General features: G+C 36.7%; 19 protein-coding genes. All 19 read left to right on the forward strand.

Annotation, left to right across the window (positions count from 1 at the left end):
* Positions 1–269 (forward strand): DUF3870 domain-containing protein (locus V7122_RS21905; protein ID WP_335529120.1); only part of this gene is annotated, 269 nt, incomplete at its 5' end.
* Between the two features lie 232 nt (positions 270–501).
* Entirely contained in the window at positions 502–1,608 is a 1,107-nt protein-coding gene (locus tag V7122_RS21910) for a M24 family metallopeptidase (protein ID WP_335529123.1), read from the forward strand.
* 31 nt (positions 1,609–1,639) lie between these two features.
* Complete coding sequence (locus tag V7122_RS21915) at positions 1,640–3,265, forward strand: ABC transporter substrate-binding protein (protein WP_335343726.1); 1,626 nt, start codon at positions 1,640–1,642, stop codon at positions 3,263–3,265.
* A 56-nt stretch (positions 3,266–3,321) separates the two neighbouring features.
* A complete protein-coding gene (locus tag V7122_RS21920) occupies positions 3,322–4,305 on the forward strand; it encodes an ABC transporter permease (RefSeq protein WP_335343727.1) in 984 nt (327 codons plus the stop codon).
* Positions 4,306–4,316: 11 nt separating this feature from the next.
* Positions 4,317–5,219, forward strand: a complete 903-nt coding sequence (nikC, locus tag V7122_RS21925; RefSeq protein WP_335529126.1) for a nickel transporter permease — start codon at positions 4,317–4,319, stop codon at positions 5,217–5,219.
* Between the two features lie 16 nt (positions 5,220–5,235).
* A complete protein-coding gene (locus V7122_RS21930) occupies positions 5,236–6,174 on the forward strand; it encodes a succinylglutamate desuccinylase/aspartoacylase family protein (RefSeq protein WP_335343729.1) in 939 nt (312 codons plus the stop codon).
* Complete coding sequence (locus V7122_RS21935) at positions 6,174–7,373, forward strand: hypothetical protein (RefSeq protein ID WP_335343730.1); 1,200 nt, start codon at positions 6,174–6,176, stop codon at positions 7,371–7,373. The genes V7122_RS21930 and V7122_RS21935 overlap by 1 nt, the downstream gene beginning before the upstream one ends.
* 12 nt (positions 7,374–7,385) lie before the next feature.
* Entirely contained in the window at positions 7,386–8,705 is a 1,320-nt protein-coding gene (locus V7122_RS21940) for an aspartate aminotransferase family protein (RefSeq protein ID WP_335529131.1), read from the forward strand.
* Positions 8,706–8,719: 14 nt separating this feature from the next.
* Positions 8,720–9,730, forward strand: a complete 1,011-nt coding sequence (locus V7122_RS21945; protein WP_335488651.1) for an ABC transporter ATP-binding protein — start codon at positions 8,720–8,722, stop codon at positions 9,728–9,730.
* Positions 9,705–10,694, forward strand: coding sequence for an ABC transporter ATP-binding protein (locus tag V7122_RS21950; RefSeq protein ID WP_335529132.1), 990 nt, complete (start codon positions 9,705–9,707; stop codon positions 10,692–10,694). Before V7122_RS21945 ends, V7122_RS21950 begins: the two co-directional genes overlap by 26 nt.
* 16 nt (positions 10,695–10,710) lie before the next feature.
* Positions 10,711–11,895, forward strand: a complete 1,185-nt coding sequence (locus tag V7122_RS21955; protein ID WP_335529134.1) for a M24 family metallopeptidase — start codon at positions 10,711–10,713, stop codon at positions 11,893–11,895.
* 124 nt (positions 11,896–12,019) lie between these two features.
* Complete coding sequence (locus V7122_RS25840; protein WP_438824803.1) at positions 12,020–12,292, forward strand: phage major capsid protein; 273 nt, start codon at positions 12,020–12,022, stop codon at positions 12,290–12,292.
* A gap of 151 nt (positions 12,293–12,443) precedes the next feature.
* Entirely contained in the window at positions 12,444–12,644 is a 201-nt protein-coding gene (locus V7122_RS21960) for a hypothetical protein (protein WP_335529136.1), read from the forward strand.
* A 403-nt stretch (positions 12,645–13,047) separates the two neighbouring features.
* Positions 13,048–16,152 (forward strand): metallophosphoesterase family protein, encoded by a 3,105-nt coding sequence (locus V7122_RS21965; protein WP_335529139.1) that lies wholly within the window; start codon positions 13,048–13,050, stop codon positions 16,150–16,152.
* 291 nt (positions 16,153–16,443) lie between these two features.
* Entirely contained in the window at positions 16,444–16,719 is a 276-nt protein-coding gene (locus tag V7122_RS21970) for a DUF485 domain-containing protein (protein ID WP_335488636.1), read from the forward strand.
* A complete protein-coding gene (locus tag V7122_RS21975) occupies positions 16,716–18,269 on the forward strand; it encodes a solute symporter family protein (protein ID WP_335343740.1) in 1,554 nt (517 codons plus the stop codon). Before V7122_RS21970 ends, V7122_RS21975 begins: the two co-directional genes overlap by 4 nt.
* Positions 18,257–20,026 carry a LytS/YhcK type 5TM receptor domain-containing protein gene (locus V7122_RS21980; RefSeq protein WP_335343741.1) on the forward strand — a complete coding sequence of 590 codons (1,770 nt, stop codon included), beginning with the start codon at positions 18,257–18,259 and terminating at the stop codon, positions 20,024–20,026. Before V7122_RS21975 ends, V7122_RS21980 begins: the two co-directional genes overlap by 13 nt.
* Positions 20,023–20,775: a LytR/AlgR family response regulator transcription factor gene (locus V7122_RS21985; RefSeq protein ID WP_335343742.1), complete on the forward strand. Its 753-nt coding sequence runs from the start codon at positions 20,023–20,025 to the stop codon at positions 20,773–20,775. Before V7122_RS21980 ends, V7122_RS21985 begins: the two co-directional genes overlap by 4 nt.
* 146 nt (positions 20,776–20,921) lie before the next feature.
* Positions 20,922–21,245, forward strand: a complete 324-nt coding sequence (locus tag V7122_RS21990) for a DUF485 domain-containing protein (protein ID WP_335343744.1) — start codon at positions 20,922–20,924, stop codon at positions 21,243–21,245.
* Positions 21,246–21,248: the final 3 nt, after the last annotated feature.

Below are 21,248 nucleotides of genomic sequence, written 5' to 3' on the forward strand. Positions count from 1 at the left end.
TATTTGGTGTCATGGGAATAGGGTTTGAGATAGATCCTAATACAGACTGTATTATAAACGCTTCAAGTACCTTAGTTACTAATATGTGTACTGACTTTATTAAAAGTATTTTTATAGGACATTATATAAATGAAGGTATAGAAGAACCGATTAAAAGATTTGAAAGAAGGTACTATGGTTTAGGCAAAAAGGCAATTATTTCTGCCATGCAAGATGCATATAACCAATATTCCATTTACAAATCAATGAGTGTTTCACATTTTAATTGAGAGAAAATAAATTTATTTATTTATTGACTTTATTATTGGTAATATATATAATCAAAATATACGGAATATTCAAATGATTATAAAAACCAGCGAGCCTAAAGATCAGTGGGTAGGTATCCCCTATTCATAACAAAGATTTTTAAGACCGAGCTGTTCGAAATCTTCCTTTTATAAGGGTTATTTCGACATGGCTCGGTCTTTTATTTTTAACTAGAAAGGGATGATTTGGAAATTGGAACCATATTCTACTAGATTGAAGAACTGTTTACATGAATTAGAATCAAATCGATTTGACCATTTGGTCGTCACTTCCATTTATAATTTGAAGTATTTATTAGGGGCAAACATTGATACAGGTGAACGGATGACCGCACTACTATTATCATTTAAAAAAAAGCCAAAACTATTTATTCATCAAATGTTTTTCGACCAAGTTCCTACGTCAACTGAGATTGAAATCGTTTACTACAGTGATGAAATGAATCCGCTACAAATGTTGGCTACTAACTTTTTGAACCAAGAAAAATTAGGAATCGACCAGAATTGGCTTTGTTCCTATTTAATTGATTTGTTGAAAGAGTTCCCAGAAATAACTTTTGAAAAAAGTACAATTATAGAAAAGTTGAGAGAAATTAAAGATGAGCAGGAAATTGATACTCTTCGGCAATCGGCAAAGATTGCAGATGCAGTCATGTATCAAATTCTCCAACTCCAACATTTTCCTGCTTCAGAAAAAGAAGTTGCAAGAACAATTAAGAGTTTCTTCGCAGAGCATGGAGTTGAAGAACTATCCTTCAATCCAATTATCGGATTCGGAGAAAACTCGGCAAATCCTCACCATGTCATAACCGACCAAATGTGTCGTATGGATCAACCAATTTTAATAGATATGGGTGGGGTGTTTAAGGAGTATTGCTCTGATATTACAAGAACTTTTTTCTTAGGTAGAAGAAATCAAAAATTTGAAGATTTATATAAAGTCGTTCACGAAGCACAATTACAAGCGATTGAAATGGTCAAACCAGGGGTGCTATTTTCCGAAATAGATTTATTTATTAGAAGTTTGTTTGCAAAAAAAAGTTACCATCAATATTTTATTCATCGAACTGGACACGGCATTGGACTAGAACTTCATGAGGGAGTGTCTATTCATAAAAACAACCATGATGTAATCCAACCTGGAATGGCTTTCAGTATAGAGCCCGGACTATATTTTCCGAATAAATATGGGATTCGAATAGAAGATATCGTTGTTGTTACTAAAAATGGTTGTGAAGTTCTCACAAATTGCTCCAAGGAGGTGCAATATATAGAATTCACTAGCGTAGAACAAAATTAAAAGGAGAAGCCAAAGGAGGAATATGAAAATTATGGGGCAAAAAAAATGGGTGTCTATAGTATTTGTTATTGCATTAACCCTTACAGCTTTTCTAGCGGGTTGTTCCTATGAAAAGCCTTCAAGCACGAACTCAGGTTCCAATGACTCTAGTAGTTCTAGTGATTCTGTTGGCAGCAGCGCCACTTCCGAAAAGAGAGATGACATAAAGGTCGGATTAGATGTTGATGCAGGAACTATGGACCCACGTCTTTCTAAAGATGTCTCGGCAACAAGAGTTTCAGAACTTGTTTATGATGGACTTATTGTCCTTTCAGCTAATTTGGAGCCAGAACCAGCACTTGCAAAAGAATGGGAGAATCCTGATCCAACCACGTGGATTTTCACTCTCCGTGATGATGTAACATTCCATGACGGTGAGCCATTCACTGCAGAAGACGTTAAGTATACCTATGACAGTATCATTGATCCAAACTTTCAAGCACCTTCCGCTTCTTTTTATGCACCAATAGAATCTGTAGAAGTAATTAATAGTCATCAGGTGAAATTCACTTTAAAACAACCGTCAGCCCCTTTGTTAACCTATTTAAATATTGGAATTGTCCCAAAACATATTGGTGAAAAAAATGATAATTCCTTATCAAGTAATCCAATAGGAACTGGTGCCTATAAAATGGTGAAGTGGGATAAAAATAGTAAAATTTCATTTGAAGCAAATGAAAACTATTGGAATGGAGAACCAAAAACGAAAAAGATCACGTATTTTATTATTCCTGACAACTCTACACGCGTAGCTTCTCTTGAATCAGGAGATATTGACTTAGTCCATTCACCACTCTCACCACAGGATATTAAACGATTAAAAGAAAATAACAAATTTGAAGTCAAGGAAACTGAGGGACTAGGATTTACTTATTTAAACTTTAACCAAAAACACCCTATCCTATCTGATATGAATGTCCGTCAAGCCATTTCACACTTAGTAAACAAAGACGTTATTTCCACTGATATTTATCAAGGGATGGATAAACCAGGTAAATCACCACTAATTCCTGCATCTTGGGCTTATGATGATTCCATTTCTGGATTCCCTTATGATCCTAGTAAAGCTGCAGAGCTATTCAAAGAAGCTGGATGGGAAGATACCGATGGAGATGGAATACTAGATAAAAACGGAGAAAAGTTAACTATTACTCTATCGACTCATAGCGAGGATCCAAACCGTATACAGACTGTTGAATACTTACAAAATGAATTCACCAAATATGGAATTCAAACAGAAGTAAAAACAAGCGAGTGGCCAACTTTTAGCGCAGCATTAACTGAAGGTAATTTTGATATTGCACTAGTTGGCTGGTTAAATCAAATTGATCCAGATCGTTCTTTTTATAATCCATTTCATACTAATGGCGGAAGTAACTACGGAAAATACAGTAATCCAACCGTTGACAAATTAATTGAAGAAGGAAGAGCAGCACTTGATCGAACGGAACGCACTTCAATCTACCAGGAAGCCGCAAAGATTGTTACCGAGGAAGTAGCGTATAATGTCGTTCTGTACCAAGGATATATTGCCATGTATAGCAAAAACTTAACTGGTTTTAACATTCATCCAAGTGGAAGTTTTAATGGACTAAAAATGGCTGAAATATCAAATTAAGTCTGAAATAAGGGAGGGGAGATCCCTCCTTTCCTTTAAAGTCAGGAGTGGTCTAAGTGGCAACATTTATAATCAAACGATTTCTACAATTTATACCCGTACTATTAGGGATATCCATCCTTGTATTCTTTCTTTTGCACTTAATACCAGGTGATCCTGCCTTGACCTTGCTTGGCCAAGATGCAACACCTGAGGATCTCGAACGATTAAGAAATGTGATGGGATTAAATGAACCACTTTATATTCAGTTAATGGTTTTCCTTAAAAACCTGTTTCAAGGAAATCTAGGAATTTCGATTTTTCAAGATACACCCGTGATTACACTGATTTTCAAGCATTTACCAGCAACCATCGAACTAGCTCTCATCGCTATGGTCATTGCGCTAATTATTGCTATTCCATTAGGGATTCTATCAGCTGCAAAACAATTCTCATGGCTCGATTACGTTAGCATGTTTTTTGCTCAACTTGGGGTTTCTATGCCTGTTTTCTGGCTCGGTCTACTATTAATTATTGGCTTCTCAGTAAACTTAAATATCCTACCTTCTTTCGGAAGGGGAGAGCCTTTATATGAAGCCATCGGGCATACAATTCAGTCCGGAAACCTTTACTATGTGGTAGATAGCCTTAAGCATTTAATTTTACCGGCGTTCACTCTAGGTGTCATGAGTGCAGCATTAATCACTCGAATGGTCCGCTCAGCCATGCTTGAAGTATTGAAAGAGGACTATATTCGAACAGCTGAAGCAAAGGGAGTTAGAGGATTTATTGTGATCATGAAGCACGCTTTTAGAAATGCTTTAATCCCAGTTGTAACAATCGTAGGGCTCCAATTTGGAAATTTACTTGGTGGTGCGATTGTAACTGAGACAGTATTTGCGTGGCCAGGTATCGGTCGATTAGTAATAACAGCGATTAGTCAGAGAGATTTTCCAGTTGTTCAAGGCTGTGTATTAATGATTGCGCTTATTTTCGCTTTGATTAACTTGATTGTAGATATCCTATATGCCGTTATCAATCCAAAAATCCAACAAGCTTAAGGAGGGAGGTGATGGAGCTTTCAAATCAATTCCAAACGGAAAACAAAACAAATAATTTACCCAAAAAGAGGTTTAAATTAGGAGAATTCCTTCATCTTTTGACTAAAAGTAAATCAGTATTAATAGGAGGAATATTCGTTTTAATTGTTATATTTTGTGCGATTTTTGCACCTCTCATATCGACTCATGACCCATATGAAATGGAGATGGGAAATCGTCTTCTTACTCCAATGAAAGATGGACATATTTTAGGAACCGATCAATTTGGACGTGATTTGTTTACTAGATTGATCTATGGAGCAAGGGTTTCCCTTCAAGTCGGTTTAATATCAGTGGCTATAGCTATGGTCATTGGGGTAACCCTTGGATTAATTTCCGGATATTACGGTGGATGGGTTGACACAATTATTATGCGCATAGTTGATATTGTTTTATCGTTTCCTGTATTGCTTTTAGCCATCGCACTTGTTGCAGCACTAGGACCAGGTATAGAAAATGTCATATTAGCTTTGGGATTTGTATACTGGACAAATTACGCTAGAATTGTCCGATCCAATGTTCTTGCTATAAAAGAGGAGGAATATATTCAGGCAGCAAAAACGATTGGATCAAGTGACTTTCGGATTATCTTCTTTAATGTATTGCCCAATTGTTTAGCCCCGATTGTCGTTGTCGCTACATTAGGACTTGGTACAGCCATTGTCTCCGAAGCAACACTTAGCTTTTTGGGATTAGGGATTCAACCACCGGAATCTAGTTGGGGATGGACATTGGCCTTCGGAATGAAATTTATTCGGGAAGCCCCTTATTTGTCAATCTATCCTGGAATGGCAATTATGATTACTGTTTTAGGATTTAATTTATTAGGTGATGGGATTAGAGATTTAACGGATTCAAAACTAAAACGAAATTAATTAAGGAGGAATTATCATGACAGTTACATCTACACGCGAATATAAAGAGGTTATTGTTACACATTTATCGAATGGAAATCCACTTTCATTACCGATTCATACTATTCACGGTGTAAAAGAAGGGCCTGTACTTGGCATTTCAGCATTAGTGCATGGCGATGAGATTATAGGGGCGGAAATTATTCGACGCGTTTATAACAGATTAGATGAAAGCAATCTATCTGGGGTCGTAAAGCTGCTCCCAGTTGCCAATCCTCTTGCTTTTGAAAGCATGACCCGAAATACACCCCTTGATATGAACAATATGAATCGCTTGTTTCCAGGAAATAAAAATGGCTGGGTAACAGAACAACTCGCCCATTCTATGGTAGAGAACTTTTTAGATCATATTGATGTTTTTATTGACTTGCACGCCGGTGGAGCTATTCCAATTGTTGATTATGTATACATTCAGAATGATGAAGATTTATCAAGGGCGTTTAACTTTCCAATCCTGTATCGTCCTTCCAATCCATACGAAGGAACAACAGCTACTTATGCAATAGGAAAAGGAATCCCAAGTATTACTGTCGAGGTTGGAGGGGGTCCGAACTATGACAGGGATATTGAAAGAGGCGTTGCAGGAATATTTAATGTAATGAAGAAATTGAAAATGATTCCTGGGGAGATGACTCCTGCACCTGAACAGAAGGTTATGACTGAGATTGCCACTATTCGTCCAATACAAGGAGGAATTATGGTGCCAGAGTTTGATTTTAGTTCAGTTGGAACAGTAATTGAGGGTAATCAAGTTCTCGCACGGACATTTAATCCAAGAACTTTCGAAGAACTTGAGGTCATTCGCACACCTTTTCAAAAAAACTTGGTGATTTTAACGAGAGGCCTCTTTCATAAAGTAGACCCTGGTGATTTTGGATTTATGTTAGGAAATCTTGATAGTGCGGAGAAAAATTAATGAGTACTCAAACGGTCCTTTTTGAGGATTTAGATCACAAATTATCCCAATACTATACAAAAGTTGTTCTTGGAATGGATAGGTTTTATCGAAAAAATATTTCATTAACCACGGAAGAGTCCTTAGATAATGAAGGATTAGTTCCAGTTAATTTGACTAATGAAACTCCAAATAATTATCGCACTTGGAATGATATATTTTCAGATTTAGAGGATTTAAGAAACAAATATGTAAATATTCAATCCGAGGTTCGTAGAAATTACATGCAACAACAAATTGGTTCATTAATGATACTCGCAAAATGGTGTAGTGGTGAATCTATTCCTTTCAGAGAAAAAGTAAGGGGATTATTATATGTAAACGAGAATCCCCTTACACTTGCTGAAAGAAAAAGTCTTCACCAAAAATTGAATAGCCTATTATCCAAAAAAGGATTGACGGGATCCTTACTAGAAAAAGTAAGGAAGTGGGAACAAACACAACATGTTCCTTCACAGCAAATTGAATCTGTTTTAAAAGACCTGCTATTACAAGGTAAAGAACGAGTCGTTCAAAAGATGTTTAAGGAAATGGAAGATACAGAAGTTATCCCTGTAGTCGTTTACGGTGTTCCATATAGCGCCTACTGTGATTATCCTGGCGGAAAAATGTATATTAATGGTGATTTATCCTACACGTATGAATCATTGAAGCATTTAGTATGTCATGAGTCTTTTCCAGGACACACCACCCATATGAAGATTAGGGAGTTAGGAGTAAAATCTGGTGATATTCCTTTAGATGCGGCATTAGTCATAACAAACACGGCAAGTAGCTCTATTTTTGAGGGAATTGGTGACAATGGAATTCATTTTATTGATTGGGTTCATACGATTGATGATGAAATCTATCAATTATACCAAGAAATTAAATCCACCTCTGGAATAAATGCAGCCCATATGATTCATACGGAGAAAAAATCAGATGAAGAGGTAGCTGCATTTTTAAGAGAATTTGCATTTGCTGAGGAAAATTGGATTGAATCGAGACTTCGTTTCTTTAAACACAATCTAAGAGCTCCATTTATTTATTCCTATTGGAGAGGTAATGAAGCAGTTCAGCAGGTATATACTAATTTACCTGAAAATAAAAAAGTAGAATTCTATGACTTTTTATATAAAAACATGTTATCCGCTGATACAGTTAAACAATTTAGATAGGAAGTGTCTATAATGCAACTTACAAAATCAGAAGAGCTATATAAAAGAGCAGTAACGTCAATACCTGGTGGTGTTAATTCGAATTCACGTTTTCGAAATCCTCACCCCATTTATTACCAAAAGGGTGAAGGAGCATATCTGACAGATGTCGATGGCAATCGCTATATTGATTGCATCATGGGGAATGGTTCTATCATTCTTGGTCATAATGATCAAGAATTTAATGAACGAATTCAATATTACAGTACGTCAGGAATTGTTACCGGAGTGGAAACAGAATTAAGTATAAAAACAGCCGAGAAATTCCTTTCTCTCGTTCCTACAGCTGAGAAAATTCGTTACACCAATACTGGTACGGAAGCTATTATGCATGCAATGGCAATGGCAAGAACATATACAGGTAAATCCGATATCGCAGTCATTGAAGGAGCGTATAACGGTTGGCACGATGCTGTCCACGTGAGTACTTGGCCAGATCTGCAAAAGGCGGGAGATAAATCCGAACCGAATTCACTTCCAGGTGCATCTGGACTAATTGAGGATGTGGTAAAGAGTACTCTTGTTCTTCCTTATAATGACCTGGAAACAGCTGAACGGTTACTTACTAAAAATAAAAACCGAATTGCCGCTTTAATTATTGAACCAACTATGATTGATATCGGTTATATTCCAGCCAAAAAAGAATACTTACAAGGATTGAGAAAATTATGTGACCAATTAAATATTGTTCTTGTATTTGATGAGTTATTAACCGGATTTAGAGATTCACCTGGTGGTGCTCAAGAGTATTACGGAGTGACACCTGATTTGTCCTCATTTGGTAAGGCTATTAGTAACGGTTATATGCTAGCTGCTTTAGCAGGGAAATCAGCCATTTTTGAAACGGTAACACCTGGTAAAGGAACATGCTCTTTTGTTGGAACGTATAATGGCCATCAGCTTTCTTTAGCAGCATCACTGGCCTTTATGGAGATTTATGAGGAAAGAAAAGTATTCCAGACGCTCCAAACTAAAACGGAAAAACTAATTACAGAGTTTGCTAATATCGCAGATAAATATCAAATAAAAGCAAGAATGCAAGGAAGAGGCGGACATTTCCATTGGTATTTTACCGATCAAGAAATCGTTGATTACAGAAGTGCAACCCAAAGCAATAAGGAACATTATGCGAAGTTTATTGAAACACTTGCAGGAAAAGGTGTGTATTGTTCTCCTAACTACCTGCTTCATCATGCTATTTCAATGGCTCATACAGATGAAATTATTCAACAGTTAGTGGACTATATGGATGTCAGTCTGCAGCAAATTACTGGTATAAAAACGGGTTCATAAAGGGGGAGGGATTCGTGAGCACGAACATCCTAGAAGTTAACAATTTAAAAACAACATTTTTTTCTAAAAAAACTCCCTTCAACGCAGTAGATGGAATTTCGTTTCATGTAAAGAAAGGGGAGACACTAGGGATTGTCGGTGAATCTGGTTGCGGGAAAAGCGTTACCTCACTCTCTATTATGGGACTCGTTAAACCACCTGGTACAGTATCTGGCGAGAAGATTGATTTTAATGGAATCAATCTTCTTGATTTACCAAAAAAAGAAATGAGAAAACTACGCGGCAATCAAATCAGTATGATCTTTCAAGAACCTATGACATCACTCAATCCAGTCTATAGTATTGGTGACCAAATAGGAGAATCCTTAAAAATTCATAAAAAACTTAAGAAAAAAGAACGAAAAGAAAAAGTAGTAGACTTATTAAAACTAGTTGGAATTCCCCGTCCTGATGAAATATACCATAGCTATCCTCATCAACTATCAGGTGGAATGAGGCAAAGAGTTATGATTGCAATAGCTATGGCGTGTGATCCTACATTAATTATTGCCGATGAACCTACAACAGCGTTGGACGTTACGATTCAAGCACAAATACTTGATCTTATGAAAGACCTCCAAAAGAAGAAAGGCATGTCCATGATTCTTATCACACATGATCTAGGAGTAGTATCAGAGGTTTGCGACCGATTGGTTGTCATGTATGCTGGAAAAATTGTTGAAACGGGATCTGTAATGGATGTATTAACCAACCCTTCCCATCCTTATACAAAAGGATTATTAGCATCACTTCCTAATAAGGGGCAGAAAGAAAATCGTTTAAACTTTATCCCAGGGCAAGTACCTGCCCCAGTGAATTGGGGCAAGGGATGTCGATTTTCTGATCGTTGTTCTTATGTTATGAATGAATGTCATACACAAATGCCCCCATTAATGACAGTAAAAAGTGGTCAAGAATCAGCTTGCTGGCTAGCATCAGAAGCGTGGCGGAGGGATACAAATGACATTATCGAAACTGCAAAATAACGAATGTTTATTAGAAGTATCAAATGTAAAAAAGTATTTTCCAATTAAAAAGGGAGTTTTTTCTAAACAGGTTGGAGCAGTCAAAGCAGTAGATGATGTTTCTTTTCAAGTTATGAAAGGAGAAACACTTGGAATTGTGGGTGAAAGTGGTTGTGGTAAATCCACTATGGCTAGATTAATTGTCCGGTTGCTTGAGGTGACGGAGGGTAAAATTAATTTAGAAGGAAAAGATTTAACAACCATTTCGAAAAATGAAATGCGAGCAACTAGAAAAGATATTCAAATGATATTTCAGGACCCATACGCTTCTCTTAATCCAAGATGGACTGTTGAAAGAACCTTGTTAGAGCCGATGAAGGTTTATAATATCGGATCTAGTATTGAAAGGAAAGAAAAAGTATTTGACTTAATGAATAAAGTTGGATTAGACCCTAGCTACACTAAACGCCATCCTCACGAATTCAGTGGCGGACAGCGCCAAAGAATTGGAATCGCAAGGGCATTAGTGTTGAATCCAAAACTAATTATTGCGGATGAACCCGTTTCTGCACTTGATATATCCGTTCAAGCGCAGGTTATTAATTTAATGCAAGATCTCCAAGAACAATATCAATTAACCTACATGTTCATTACTCACGATTTGTCCGTTTGTGAACATATTTCAGATCGTGTGGCCGTGATGTATCTTGGGAAAATTGTCGAACTTGCAAAAAAAGAACACTTATTTTCTAATCCACTTCATCCCTACACGAATGCCCTTATTTCTGCTGCACCAGAAGTAAATGCTATCCAAAAGAAGGAAAGAATTATCTTAAAAGGAGATGTTCCAAGCCCTGCCAATCCACCAAAAGGATGTGCGTTTCATACAAGATGTGCAAATTGCATGGAGATTTGTAAATTAGAAACGCCAGCACTGACTAAAATTGAGCCAGGACGGTTTGTTGCTTGTCATCTATATCAATAATAAATGGAGTGTAACTATGAGATTATCCATTTCGAATAAAGAAATTATTTCAAGGCAAGAAAGGTTTTGGACTAAACTGAAACAACAAGAACTTGACTGTGCTGTTCTTTTTAGTCCTACTGACATCTTTTACTTAACGGGATTTTATTTTCATCCAACGGAACGGCCAATTGCCTTTTTTATTGATTATCATCAAAAAACCCATTTATTTGTGCCTTATTTAGAGGAAGCTCATGCTGAAGATTTTTCAGTCCAAATCGATTTTGTTCATTCCTATCCTGAATACCCTGGATTAAAACATCCGATGGAGTATTTTAAAGAGGAATTAATTGCAGCAGGATTTCAAGGGAAAAGAGTTGGAGTCGATAGTATAGGCTATGGCTCACCCGCGGGCTATCGTGGTCCGACTATTGATCAGTTCATACAAGCGAAGGTTTTTAAATCCATTATCGACTTTGTTCCTGAGTTAAGGTCCATCAAATCCGAAGAAGAGATAGAATTAATCAATGAGTCCTGTAGATGGGGAAACTTAGCACATCGTTTACTCCAAAAGTACTCTAAGCCAGGGGTGAGCGAACTCGAAATAACGAGTAGAGCAAGTACTGAGTCAACAATATCTATGATTGAAACTTTAGGACCAGACTATAAACCGCATGGCGAAACTGCTTTTGCTCTATTTCGGGGACAAGTTGGAGAAATGTCCGCCTATCCTCATGCTGTTACACAGAATGCTATATTAAAATCAGGAGACACGTTAGTGACTGCTTCTTCAGCAAGTATCTGGGGATATAAAAGTGAATTAGAAAGGACTATGTTTGTCCAGAGTGTAAGTAAAGATCAAGAAAAGTATTTTCAATTTATGTACGAAGCACAAGAAGTGGCTTTCAAACACATTAAGCCAGGAAAGCCAGTCTCATATGTTGAGGAAGCAGTTCAATCCTATTTTCAAGAGAATAATTTAACGGAATTAACACGCCATCACACTGGCCATGCAATCGGTTTATTATTTCATGAATCACCATTCTTCGATCTGGGTGACCACACAATGATGAAACCTGGTATGGTATTTACAGTTGAACCTGGGATATATGTTAAAGGGATTGGAGGATTCCGACATTCTGATACTGTTCTTGTAACTGAAGATGGGATGGAAATGTTGACATACTACCCGAGGGATTTAGAGTCTTTAATTTGTTACTAATTTTAGCTACCACAAAAGACAACTCAATATTTTTTTAAGAAGGAGGTAGTTTCCACAAATAGGGGAAATTACCTCATTTTTTATCTAAACTTATTCATTGTTAAAATTATTTATCATTCAACTAATGGACATTTACAATTCAATTCATCCGAATTATCTGTCGGGTTCTGCATTCTATATGCAACGAGAAGCATTTAATGTAATTTCGAAATTGAAAGATGCAGCCGGTCATTTTTATATGCAGAATGGATTTGTCAACGGTAAACTCACATATACGCTTTTTGGAGCCAAAGTTATCGTAACTAATTCTCTTACTGCTACAAATCCAATTGTATTTGGAAACGTAGGACTAGGATACGGAATATGGTCAAAGGTGAGTCGGGTCACCAAATGGTAAAATGGTAACAGACACTAAAAATGTTTTGGATGTTACTAAAATGGTCGTCTATGACATGTATTGTGACGGAGCAGTATTTAACTCAGAGGCACTGGCTAAATTAACAGTAACTGATTAGCTATAAATATTTATGCTTAATGTTTCACAAATTTTGAGAGTAGATTATTATTGCCGTGAGCACGATTTGCAATATGATGAGCAAACCTATTACATTACCTTTTACTATGACCAGGATGATTCGCTTGGTTTGTCAGAGATTAATAGATCGTCTAGTTTAAGTGAACGGGCCGTACTGCTGTATCAGATTTTCAAGGATAGTGACGCACTGGATCGATTCCGTCTAGGCCAATGATGCTTTGGATGTAAATTTTCTGTGGACCGAAGAAGCACATTGACTTGTTGACTTTGCAAAAGAACTCTTGCGTAAAAGTAGTGAAACTAATGCATAAAAACATTTATTTATCGTGAGCAAGTCCGACGGTATTTTTATAGGATACTTTATAGTAGTAAGTAGTTTCATAGATGACCAGTATTATTGAAAAACGCTGTGGATTTAATCTACAGCGTTTTTTAGGTCTTTAGTATTTGAAGGATATGTAAAAGAGAGACGAAGGACCGGGGTGTATTATCCTAATTTATCCAATTTACAGAAAGTTAATATTGTATCAACAGTTTAATAACAATATGCTTGTATGCTAGCTTTGATTTCGATCGATTTGTGTCGAAGGAAAAAAATAGAATGGAGAGTTGATAGAGTGATATTCGTACTGAAAGAAAACAAATCATTGCGTTGTTTCTTTGTATTTTCCCTCATGTTACTAATGGTACTTTCAAACTTAAGTCCATATGTAGGAACAGCGGTGGCGGAAGTAGCTGAGGCACAGTCAGACGAGCTTTTACTGGACAGAGGAAGTGTATGGAAATATCTTGATGATGGAACCGACCCAGGTACAGCATGGAAGGAAAATGATTTTAATGATAGCGAATGGAAAAATGGAGCTGCGCCATTAGGCTATCCAGCAAGCGAGAAGCATGGAACTTTTGGTAACATCGCAACGATCATTGATTATGGTGGCGATTCGCAAAACAAGCATGCAACATCTTATTTCAGAACGATATTCGAAGTAGAGGATTTATCAAAAATCAGTACTTCAGGTGTAATCACAGCTGGTATTGATGACAGTGCTATCTTTTACCTGAATGGAAAAGAGATAGCTAGATTTAATCTTCCAGAAGGTGAAGATATTAAATTCGATGACTATGTTCAGGATTTTGGATTAAATGATGCAAGTGAAAGTAATGATAAAATATTTAATTTAACTGATGAACAAATGTCCTATATTGAAAAAGGTACGAACGTACTTGCTGTTGAAGTCCATCAGGACAGACCTTCTAGTTCAGATGTATTTTTTGATATGGAATTTAAATCAATCTATGTAGATCCAACTATTTATGATGCATCTTATATTTCTTTTGCACCAGGGGCTGATCAATCAAAGTACAATTTCTCATGGTATTCTCCACAAACAGATGTACCGGGTGTTATTGAGTTTGCAGAGGTCAAAGACGGCAAACCTGAAACTGCAAAAACCGTTACAGCAACACTAGCACCAGCATCTTCAGGATACCAAGCAAATGAAGTGACCATAACAGATATTGAAGGTTCTTCAGAATATGTCTATCGTTTAGGCGATGGCAATGGAAAATGGTCAGAATCGTATAGCTTTAAAACACAAAAAACAGATTCATATAATTTCCTATTTACGGGAGATCCACAAATCGGTTCTTCAGGTAATATTGCCAGAGACACTGAGGGATGGGTAAACACGTTAAATAAAGCAATTGAAAAATTCCCGAATACAAGCTTTATTCAATCAGCAGGGGATCAAGTAAATGATGCAAACTCAGAAGAAGAGTATGCAGGATTTTTTGCACCAGAACAATTGAAACAATATCCAACTGCAACAACAATTGGTAACCATGATAACTCAAGAGCCTATGAATATCATTTTAATACACCAAATCAAAATCCAGCTCTAGGTAATTCAAATAATGCAGGTGGAGATTATTATTTTACATATGGCGATACGCTTATCATGAACTTGAACTCAAATAATAAGAATGCAGCTGAGCATACTCAGTTTATGGAAGAAACAATTGAAGCGACAAAAGATCAGGATTTCAAATGGAAATTTGTTGTTTTCCACCATTCCATTTACAGCGCAGCAAGCCATTCTTTAGAAGCAGGCATTATTAAATTAAGAGAAGACCTTGTTCCAACGTTTGATAAATTAAATATTGATGCTGTACTAATGGGACATGATCATTCTTACGTAAGAACATATCAAATGAAGAATCTTCAACCATTGAAGAACCAAATGATTGCCGAAGATGGCAGTGTGATTAATCCAGAAGGTACATTGTACTTAACCGCCAACTCATCAAGTGGTAGCAAATATTATAATTTAAAAGACCCTGAATTTTATTCAGCAGACAGATCACAATTAAGAGTACCAACATTTACGAATATCGAAGTAACGCCAACGAGTCTAGCTTTTACGACTTATCGTGTAGATACAATGGAAGTAACAGATTCTTATAAAATCGTTAAAGATCCTTCGATTGAAGTTGTACTTCCAGCACTTGAGTCAGTTTCTCTTGTAGCATCTAGTAATGTGGTCCCAACAGAACCGTCAACATTCTATCCAGAAGTTTCACTTAATGTAACGGGTAAAAATGTTGATGGTGGCGTGTATGATATTGCTTTCGAAGCCATTACGTATAAAACAAGCCCAGAAGGTGAACTTTCTATTTCCCAAGATGGCAAGGTAACAGTTGGAGAAGGTGCCGAGCCTGTAAAAGTACAAGTATGGGCTGAAGTAACAAATGAAGGAAAAACCTTTGAAACAGAAAAAGTAACCATTCAAATCGTTGAGCATGCAGAACAAACTATTTTCGAAAAATGGAGTAATTGGAAGTATCTTGATGATGGATCTGATCAAGGTACAGCATGGAGAGCACCTGACTTTGATGACAGTAGCTGGAAGAGCGGTGTAGCACCACTTGGATATTCTGCATCAGAAAATCGCCCAATGTTTGGTAGAGTGAATACAGTGATAAACTATGGCCCAGATGCAAGTAATAAAATTCCAACTTACTATTTTAGAACAACATTTGAAGTAGAAGATTTATCTAAGATTGGTGATGTTGGTCATATTAACTTCGGGATTGACGATAGTGTCATTCTGTACTTGAACGGACATGAGATTGGCAGACACAATCTACCAGAAGGCGAAATTGGATATGACAAGTATTTATCAGATTTATCGGGATCAAATGTTGCTGATGAAAGTAGATATGAAACATTTACATTAGACGCAGCAGATTTAGCTCATTTAGTTGAAGGAACAAACGTATTAGCGGCTGAAGTTCATCAGGACCGTCCAACAAGTTCTGATATTTACTGGGATATGGAATTTATTACATCAGTAAATAAAGAAACGAAGGAAGAGTCTATTGTTCCTGAAAAAATATATGATTATAAAAATTACAAAACTGGAAAACTAATGATTCATGATCCAAGTGTTTCAATCACACTTGATGAAAAATCAGAAATCAAAAATGGTGTTGTATTCACAGGTGAATATGCAGAATTCCATGGGGAAGGATTTGCATACACAATAGTTACGATTAAACCTAAAAATAAGTATAATGGTACAATTGTTGATTTTAAAGGAACAAAAATTTCAAAAGTTATCATTGAGGGAGATAAGGTTACAGAAATTAGAGGATTTGAAAATGTTGCTGAATTTGAGTATGTCAAGGGAGCTAATCCAGAGAATATCAAGTTTATAGACTAAAGAATAATGGAGAGCGGGAACGCTCTCCATTATTTGTATTATGCGGTTTTTTTCAATTGTAAGAGAGCAAAACAAATTGTATCGATTACCGAAGCCTCAATGGTCTCCGTATCAGGTAAAGGATAAATAGATAAAGGTTTTCGCTAATTTTGAGTTAAAAACTGTTTTCTGGAATCAAAGCCGAAACGGATAGAGTTTCAGTATCAGTATCAACTTTACAAGCCTAAGTCCTTCATGTATCATTTGAATTGAACTATTTTGCTGATTTTTCAGAAAACAGGAGGAAGATAAATGGAGGAGCGAATTTTGCATTTAATTCGTAAGAGAAAGCAGTTGATGGCGCCTGCTTTGGCTGTTGCATTACTGTTTTATTTTTTGCTTCCTTTATCTCTTACTTTTATTCCTAATGTGATGACTCGGCCAAGCTTTATTTTTAATATTTCTTGGGCATGGTTGTATGCATTTTTACAAATTCCGATGACATGGTTCTTCTGTTGGTTTTATCATAAAACAGCTAAAAACATTGAACGACAGATGGAAGGTATCGATAGGGAGGAATCGCTTTGAATCCTACTTATTTTTTATTTCTTATTTATATCATTGTTTGTACATTGATTATTACATATTGGGCAGCCAAGCGAAGTAAAACAACTAATCGGTTTTATATTGCTGCAGGGACGTTAACAGGTTTTCAAAATGGAATGGCTATAGCTGGCGATTTCATTAGTGCAGCCTCCTTTCTCGGTATAGTTGGGATGGTTGCAATTCGTGGCTATGATGGTTTTTTATATTCCATTGGCTTTTTAGTTTCTTATCTTGTTGTATTATTTTTAGTTGCTGAACCTATACATCGTTTAGGTAAATATTCCCTTGGAGACGTAATTTGTTCCCGATTTCCAAGTGAGAAGATGCGTTTAATTATGGCATTTTGTACATTTATCATTTCCATACTATACATGATTCCTCAACTTGTTGCTTCAGGATTTTTACTTCGATTACTGCTAGATATCGATTATTCTATTTCAGTCATTGTGATTGGGGGATTAATGACGATCTATGTGGTTATGGGTGGGATGATTGCGACTTCTTGGGTACAGATTGTGAAAACCGTTCTTCTTATGTCAGGAACATTTCTTCTCACACTTATCGTTTTTTCTCATTTCAATTGGGATGTTGCGAAGTTAATTGAAGAAGTAAAAACAGGTACGCCTTTAAGAGAGAGTTTCTTCCTCCCTGGAAATTTATTTGATAACCCATTGGAATTCCTTTCGCTGCAACTTGCTTTAGTGCTTGGGACTGCAGGATTGCCTCATATTTTAATACGCCTATTTACGGTAAGTAATACATTTGAGGTTCGCAGGTCACTAATAAGCGCAACATGGATTATTGGGATTTTTTACTTAATGACACTCGTCTTAGGCCTTGGGACTGTCGCATTCTTAGGATATGATTCGCTAATGGTACTTGACCCTACTGGAAATTTAGCTGCACCATTACTTGCTAAGGCGGTTGGTGGTGACTTCTTGTTGGCATTTGTTTCTGCGATTGCCTTTACAACTATTGTGGCAGTCGTTGCAGGGCTTGTTATTTCCGCCACAACTGCTTTTTCCCATGATATTTTCCATCATATTTTGAAAAAAGGGAAATCAACAGAAAAGGAGCAATTGAGGGCAGCACGGTGGTCGGCATTGGGAATCGGATTGATTTCCACCTTATTTGCGTTAAATTTGGAGACCATTAATGTAACTTTTCTCGTTTCGATGACATTTATTGTTGCCGCATCAAGTATTTTCCCGGTTCTTTTATTAACTATTTATTGGAAGCGCTTTACTCAAGTGGGGGCCATTACGGGTATGTTTACTGGTCTAGCTGCTTCTTTATTATTCGTTGTTTTAGGTCCTTACATTATGAATCCAGATGATGGATGGATTAGAGGAGAGGCTGTGTTTTCTCTATATAATCCAGGTATAATAACAATTCCAATGGGCTTTCTAGGTGCATATTTGGGAACCATTCTTTCAAGTAAGCAATCCGATTCAATAACAGAATTTAACAAGTTTTATATACAATCGCAGACCGGCATTTCTTTAAGGGGAGAAAAGAAATGGAAAGCTTAACGATTATTTTATTCGAACGTTTGGGACTACTTCTAATTATTGCATTTGTGATGACACGGACCCCTGGATTCAGGTCATTGGTTTACCGGAATTATAGTGTGAAGATGTCGCTCGTTCATGCATTAGTGTTTGGCTTATTTGGAATAGCTAGTACGGTTACAGGGATTGTCATACATGAGGATGGAGTCATCAGTCATCAGTTAGTTATTTTTCCAGTAGAGGATCATCACTTAATTGTTAGCATGAGCCTTGTTGCGATTGTGATTGCCGGTTTATTAGGTGGTCCGACACTTGGTTTTGGAGCTGGGGTCATTACTGGGATTCATCTATTGTTTCTTGGCGGTGTTGGGGGAATGGCGAATGCCCTCGTCAACCCTATTTCAGGTTTACTGGCAGGGTTAACAGCAAGATTTTTTTCCAACGAACGTGTTATCTCTCCGCTGAAGGCTCTATTTATTGGGGTTTTTCCCCCGATTTTACACATGCAATTATTTCTTATTATGTACACAGATCGACTAGATATGATTACACTTGTCAATACGATTGGCTTACCACTCGTGTTATCGAATAGTACAGCGATTGCCATTTTTACAGCGATGATCGGAATTGTTTTACGCGAACAAGAAAATGAGGCAGCGCTAGCATCGAAACAAGCATTAACCATCGCTAAAGAGGCACTTCCATTTTTAAAAAAAGACTCACCTATTGACGTTGCGAATGGCTTGGCAAAATTATTATATAGTCGCCTTAGACTTGCTGCTGTTTCCATTACAGATCAAAAGGAGGTATTAGCCCATAAAGGATTGGGTAAAGAGCATCATCATTTTGGGGATGCAATTACGGCTCATCCAGCACAAATGTCGATTAAATTGAAAAAGATCCAAGTTACACACGTGAAATCAGATTTAATGTGTACTCATAAAAATTGCAGCCTTGAGGCAGCTATTTTCATTCCTATAATAGAAGATGATAATGTAACGTATCTTATTGCTTTCTATTTCCGTAAAGCAGAGCATATTTCTCCTGTTGAAATGATGATGGCACAAGGGCTAGGACAACTTATTTCAGATCAATTGAACATGCTTGGGGCGGAAAAACTAAAGGCACATATTCGAGATGCAGAGTTAAGGAATTTACAAGCACAAATCAATCCACACTTTTTGTTTAATACCCTTCAATTAATTGCCGGTTTGTTTCGGGAAAATCCATTGAAAGCTCGTCTCCTAACACTGCAATTAGCAAGCTATATGAGGTTTAATTTACGCTTAGTATCGAAATCATTAGTTGAACTAGAAAAAGAGTGTGAACATGCTGAAGCCTATACTTCTATTATTCAAGAACGATTTAAAGGAAGATTACAAATTGATTTTATAAAGCCAGCTGATCTTTCAAATATTTATATTCCGCCATCGAGCATTCAACCATTGATTGAAAATTCGGTTCAACATGGTTTAAAGAATGTAACAGATGGTGCAAAGATTGAAATTTTGATAGAAAAAGAGAATGGGAGGCTTGCTGTTCTAGTTCGGGATAATGGCAGCGGTTTTCCTCAACATATTTTACCGATTGTAAGTCTACAGCCATTAGTAAGTCATAATAATGGTGGGACAGGTATTTATAATGTGAACCAACGATTAGTCCATTTATTAGGAGATTCGGCGAGATTGCATATTCGAAATTTATCCCATGGGGGAAGTGAAGTGAAGTTTTCGATTCCAATTTCAAATCAATTTGAAGAAAAGCAGGTGTTGGGATGAATATTCGAGCGATGATAGCTGAAGATGAAATGATGGCGAGAAAGGAATTGCTATATTTATTGAAGGAAGAGAAGGGAGTTATCCTCACTCCACACGCGGAAACGGGGGAACAATTAATTGAGTTATATTCTGAACATCGGCCTGATGTTATTTTTCTTGATGTAGAGATGCCGGGTTTAACAGGAATCGAGGCAGCCCAATATATTTTGAAACAGGAGCCAGCCACTATTCCCTTATTTGTGTTCACCACTGCGTATGATGAATATGCAATGGATGCTTTTGAAGTAGAAGCGGTTGACTACTTATTAAAACCATATGACGAGACGAGATTTCGAAGGACGATGAACCGAATACGCAAAAGTATAATGAACCGAAAGAATAGTAGTGAAGAAACGGAAAAAAAGGTACAAACTATTGTATCAAAGATGTTAATTGATGACGGAGAACGGATGGTTGTAGTCTCACCTGATTCTATTTACTACGCCGTACCAAATAAACGACTTTTAGAGATTCATACCGAGGATAAGGTTATTATGAGTCGGATGACTTTACAAGATTTAGAGGACCAGTTGGCAGGTCATTTATTTTTTCGAGCACATCGTAGTTACTTAGTAAATCTAAATCACGTTTTAGAAATAACCCCATGGTTTAACGGAACAAGCAATTTAACTCTAAAAGATAAAAATCGAACAAAAATCCCTGTAAGTCGTTCTGCAAGTAAATCCATTTTTGATATCTTTAAAGGATAAGTTGCTCAATACGACAGGTTTACAACCATTCACCAGTCATACATAACCATTCACCCTGTGTTTTCAACCGTTCATCCAATTTCAATTTATAGAATATTTCAAAAATATATAATTGTCTATAAATAGAAGGAAGGAGATGGTTGATTTTGGCTCAAAGGGAATTAATTACTGAGAAAAGTGTAGATTATGTAAAGGTTACAAGCAGTTCACAGTTTAAACAATTTTTGAGCAAAAAGAATAAATTTTTAGTACCGATGACTATATTTTTTATGATTTTTTACTTTTTATTGCCAATTTTCACCTCTTACACAACATTTTTAAACACCCCAGCAATTGGAGATATTTCTTGGACTTGGATTTTTGCGGTTTCACAGTTTGTGATGGTTTGGGTGATAAGTTCAATTTATGTAAAAAAAGCAGCTTCCTTTGATAAAGAAGCCGAACAAATCATTAATGAGCAGATAAGATAAGGG

The organism is Bacillus sp. JJ1532, from assembly GCF_036965085.1.
Lineage (GTDB): Bacteria > Bacillota > Bacilli > Bacillales > Cytobacillaceae > Cytobacillus.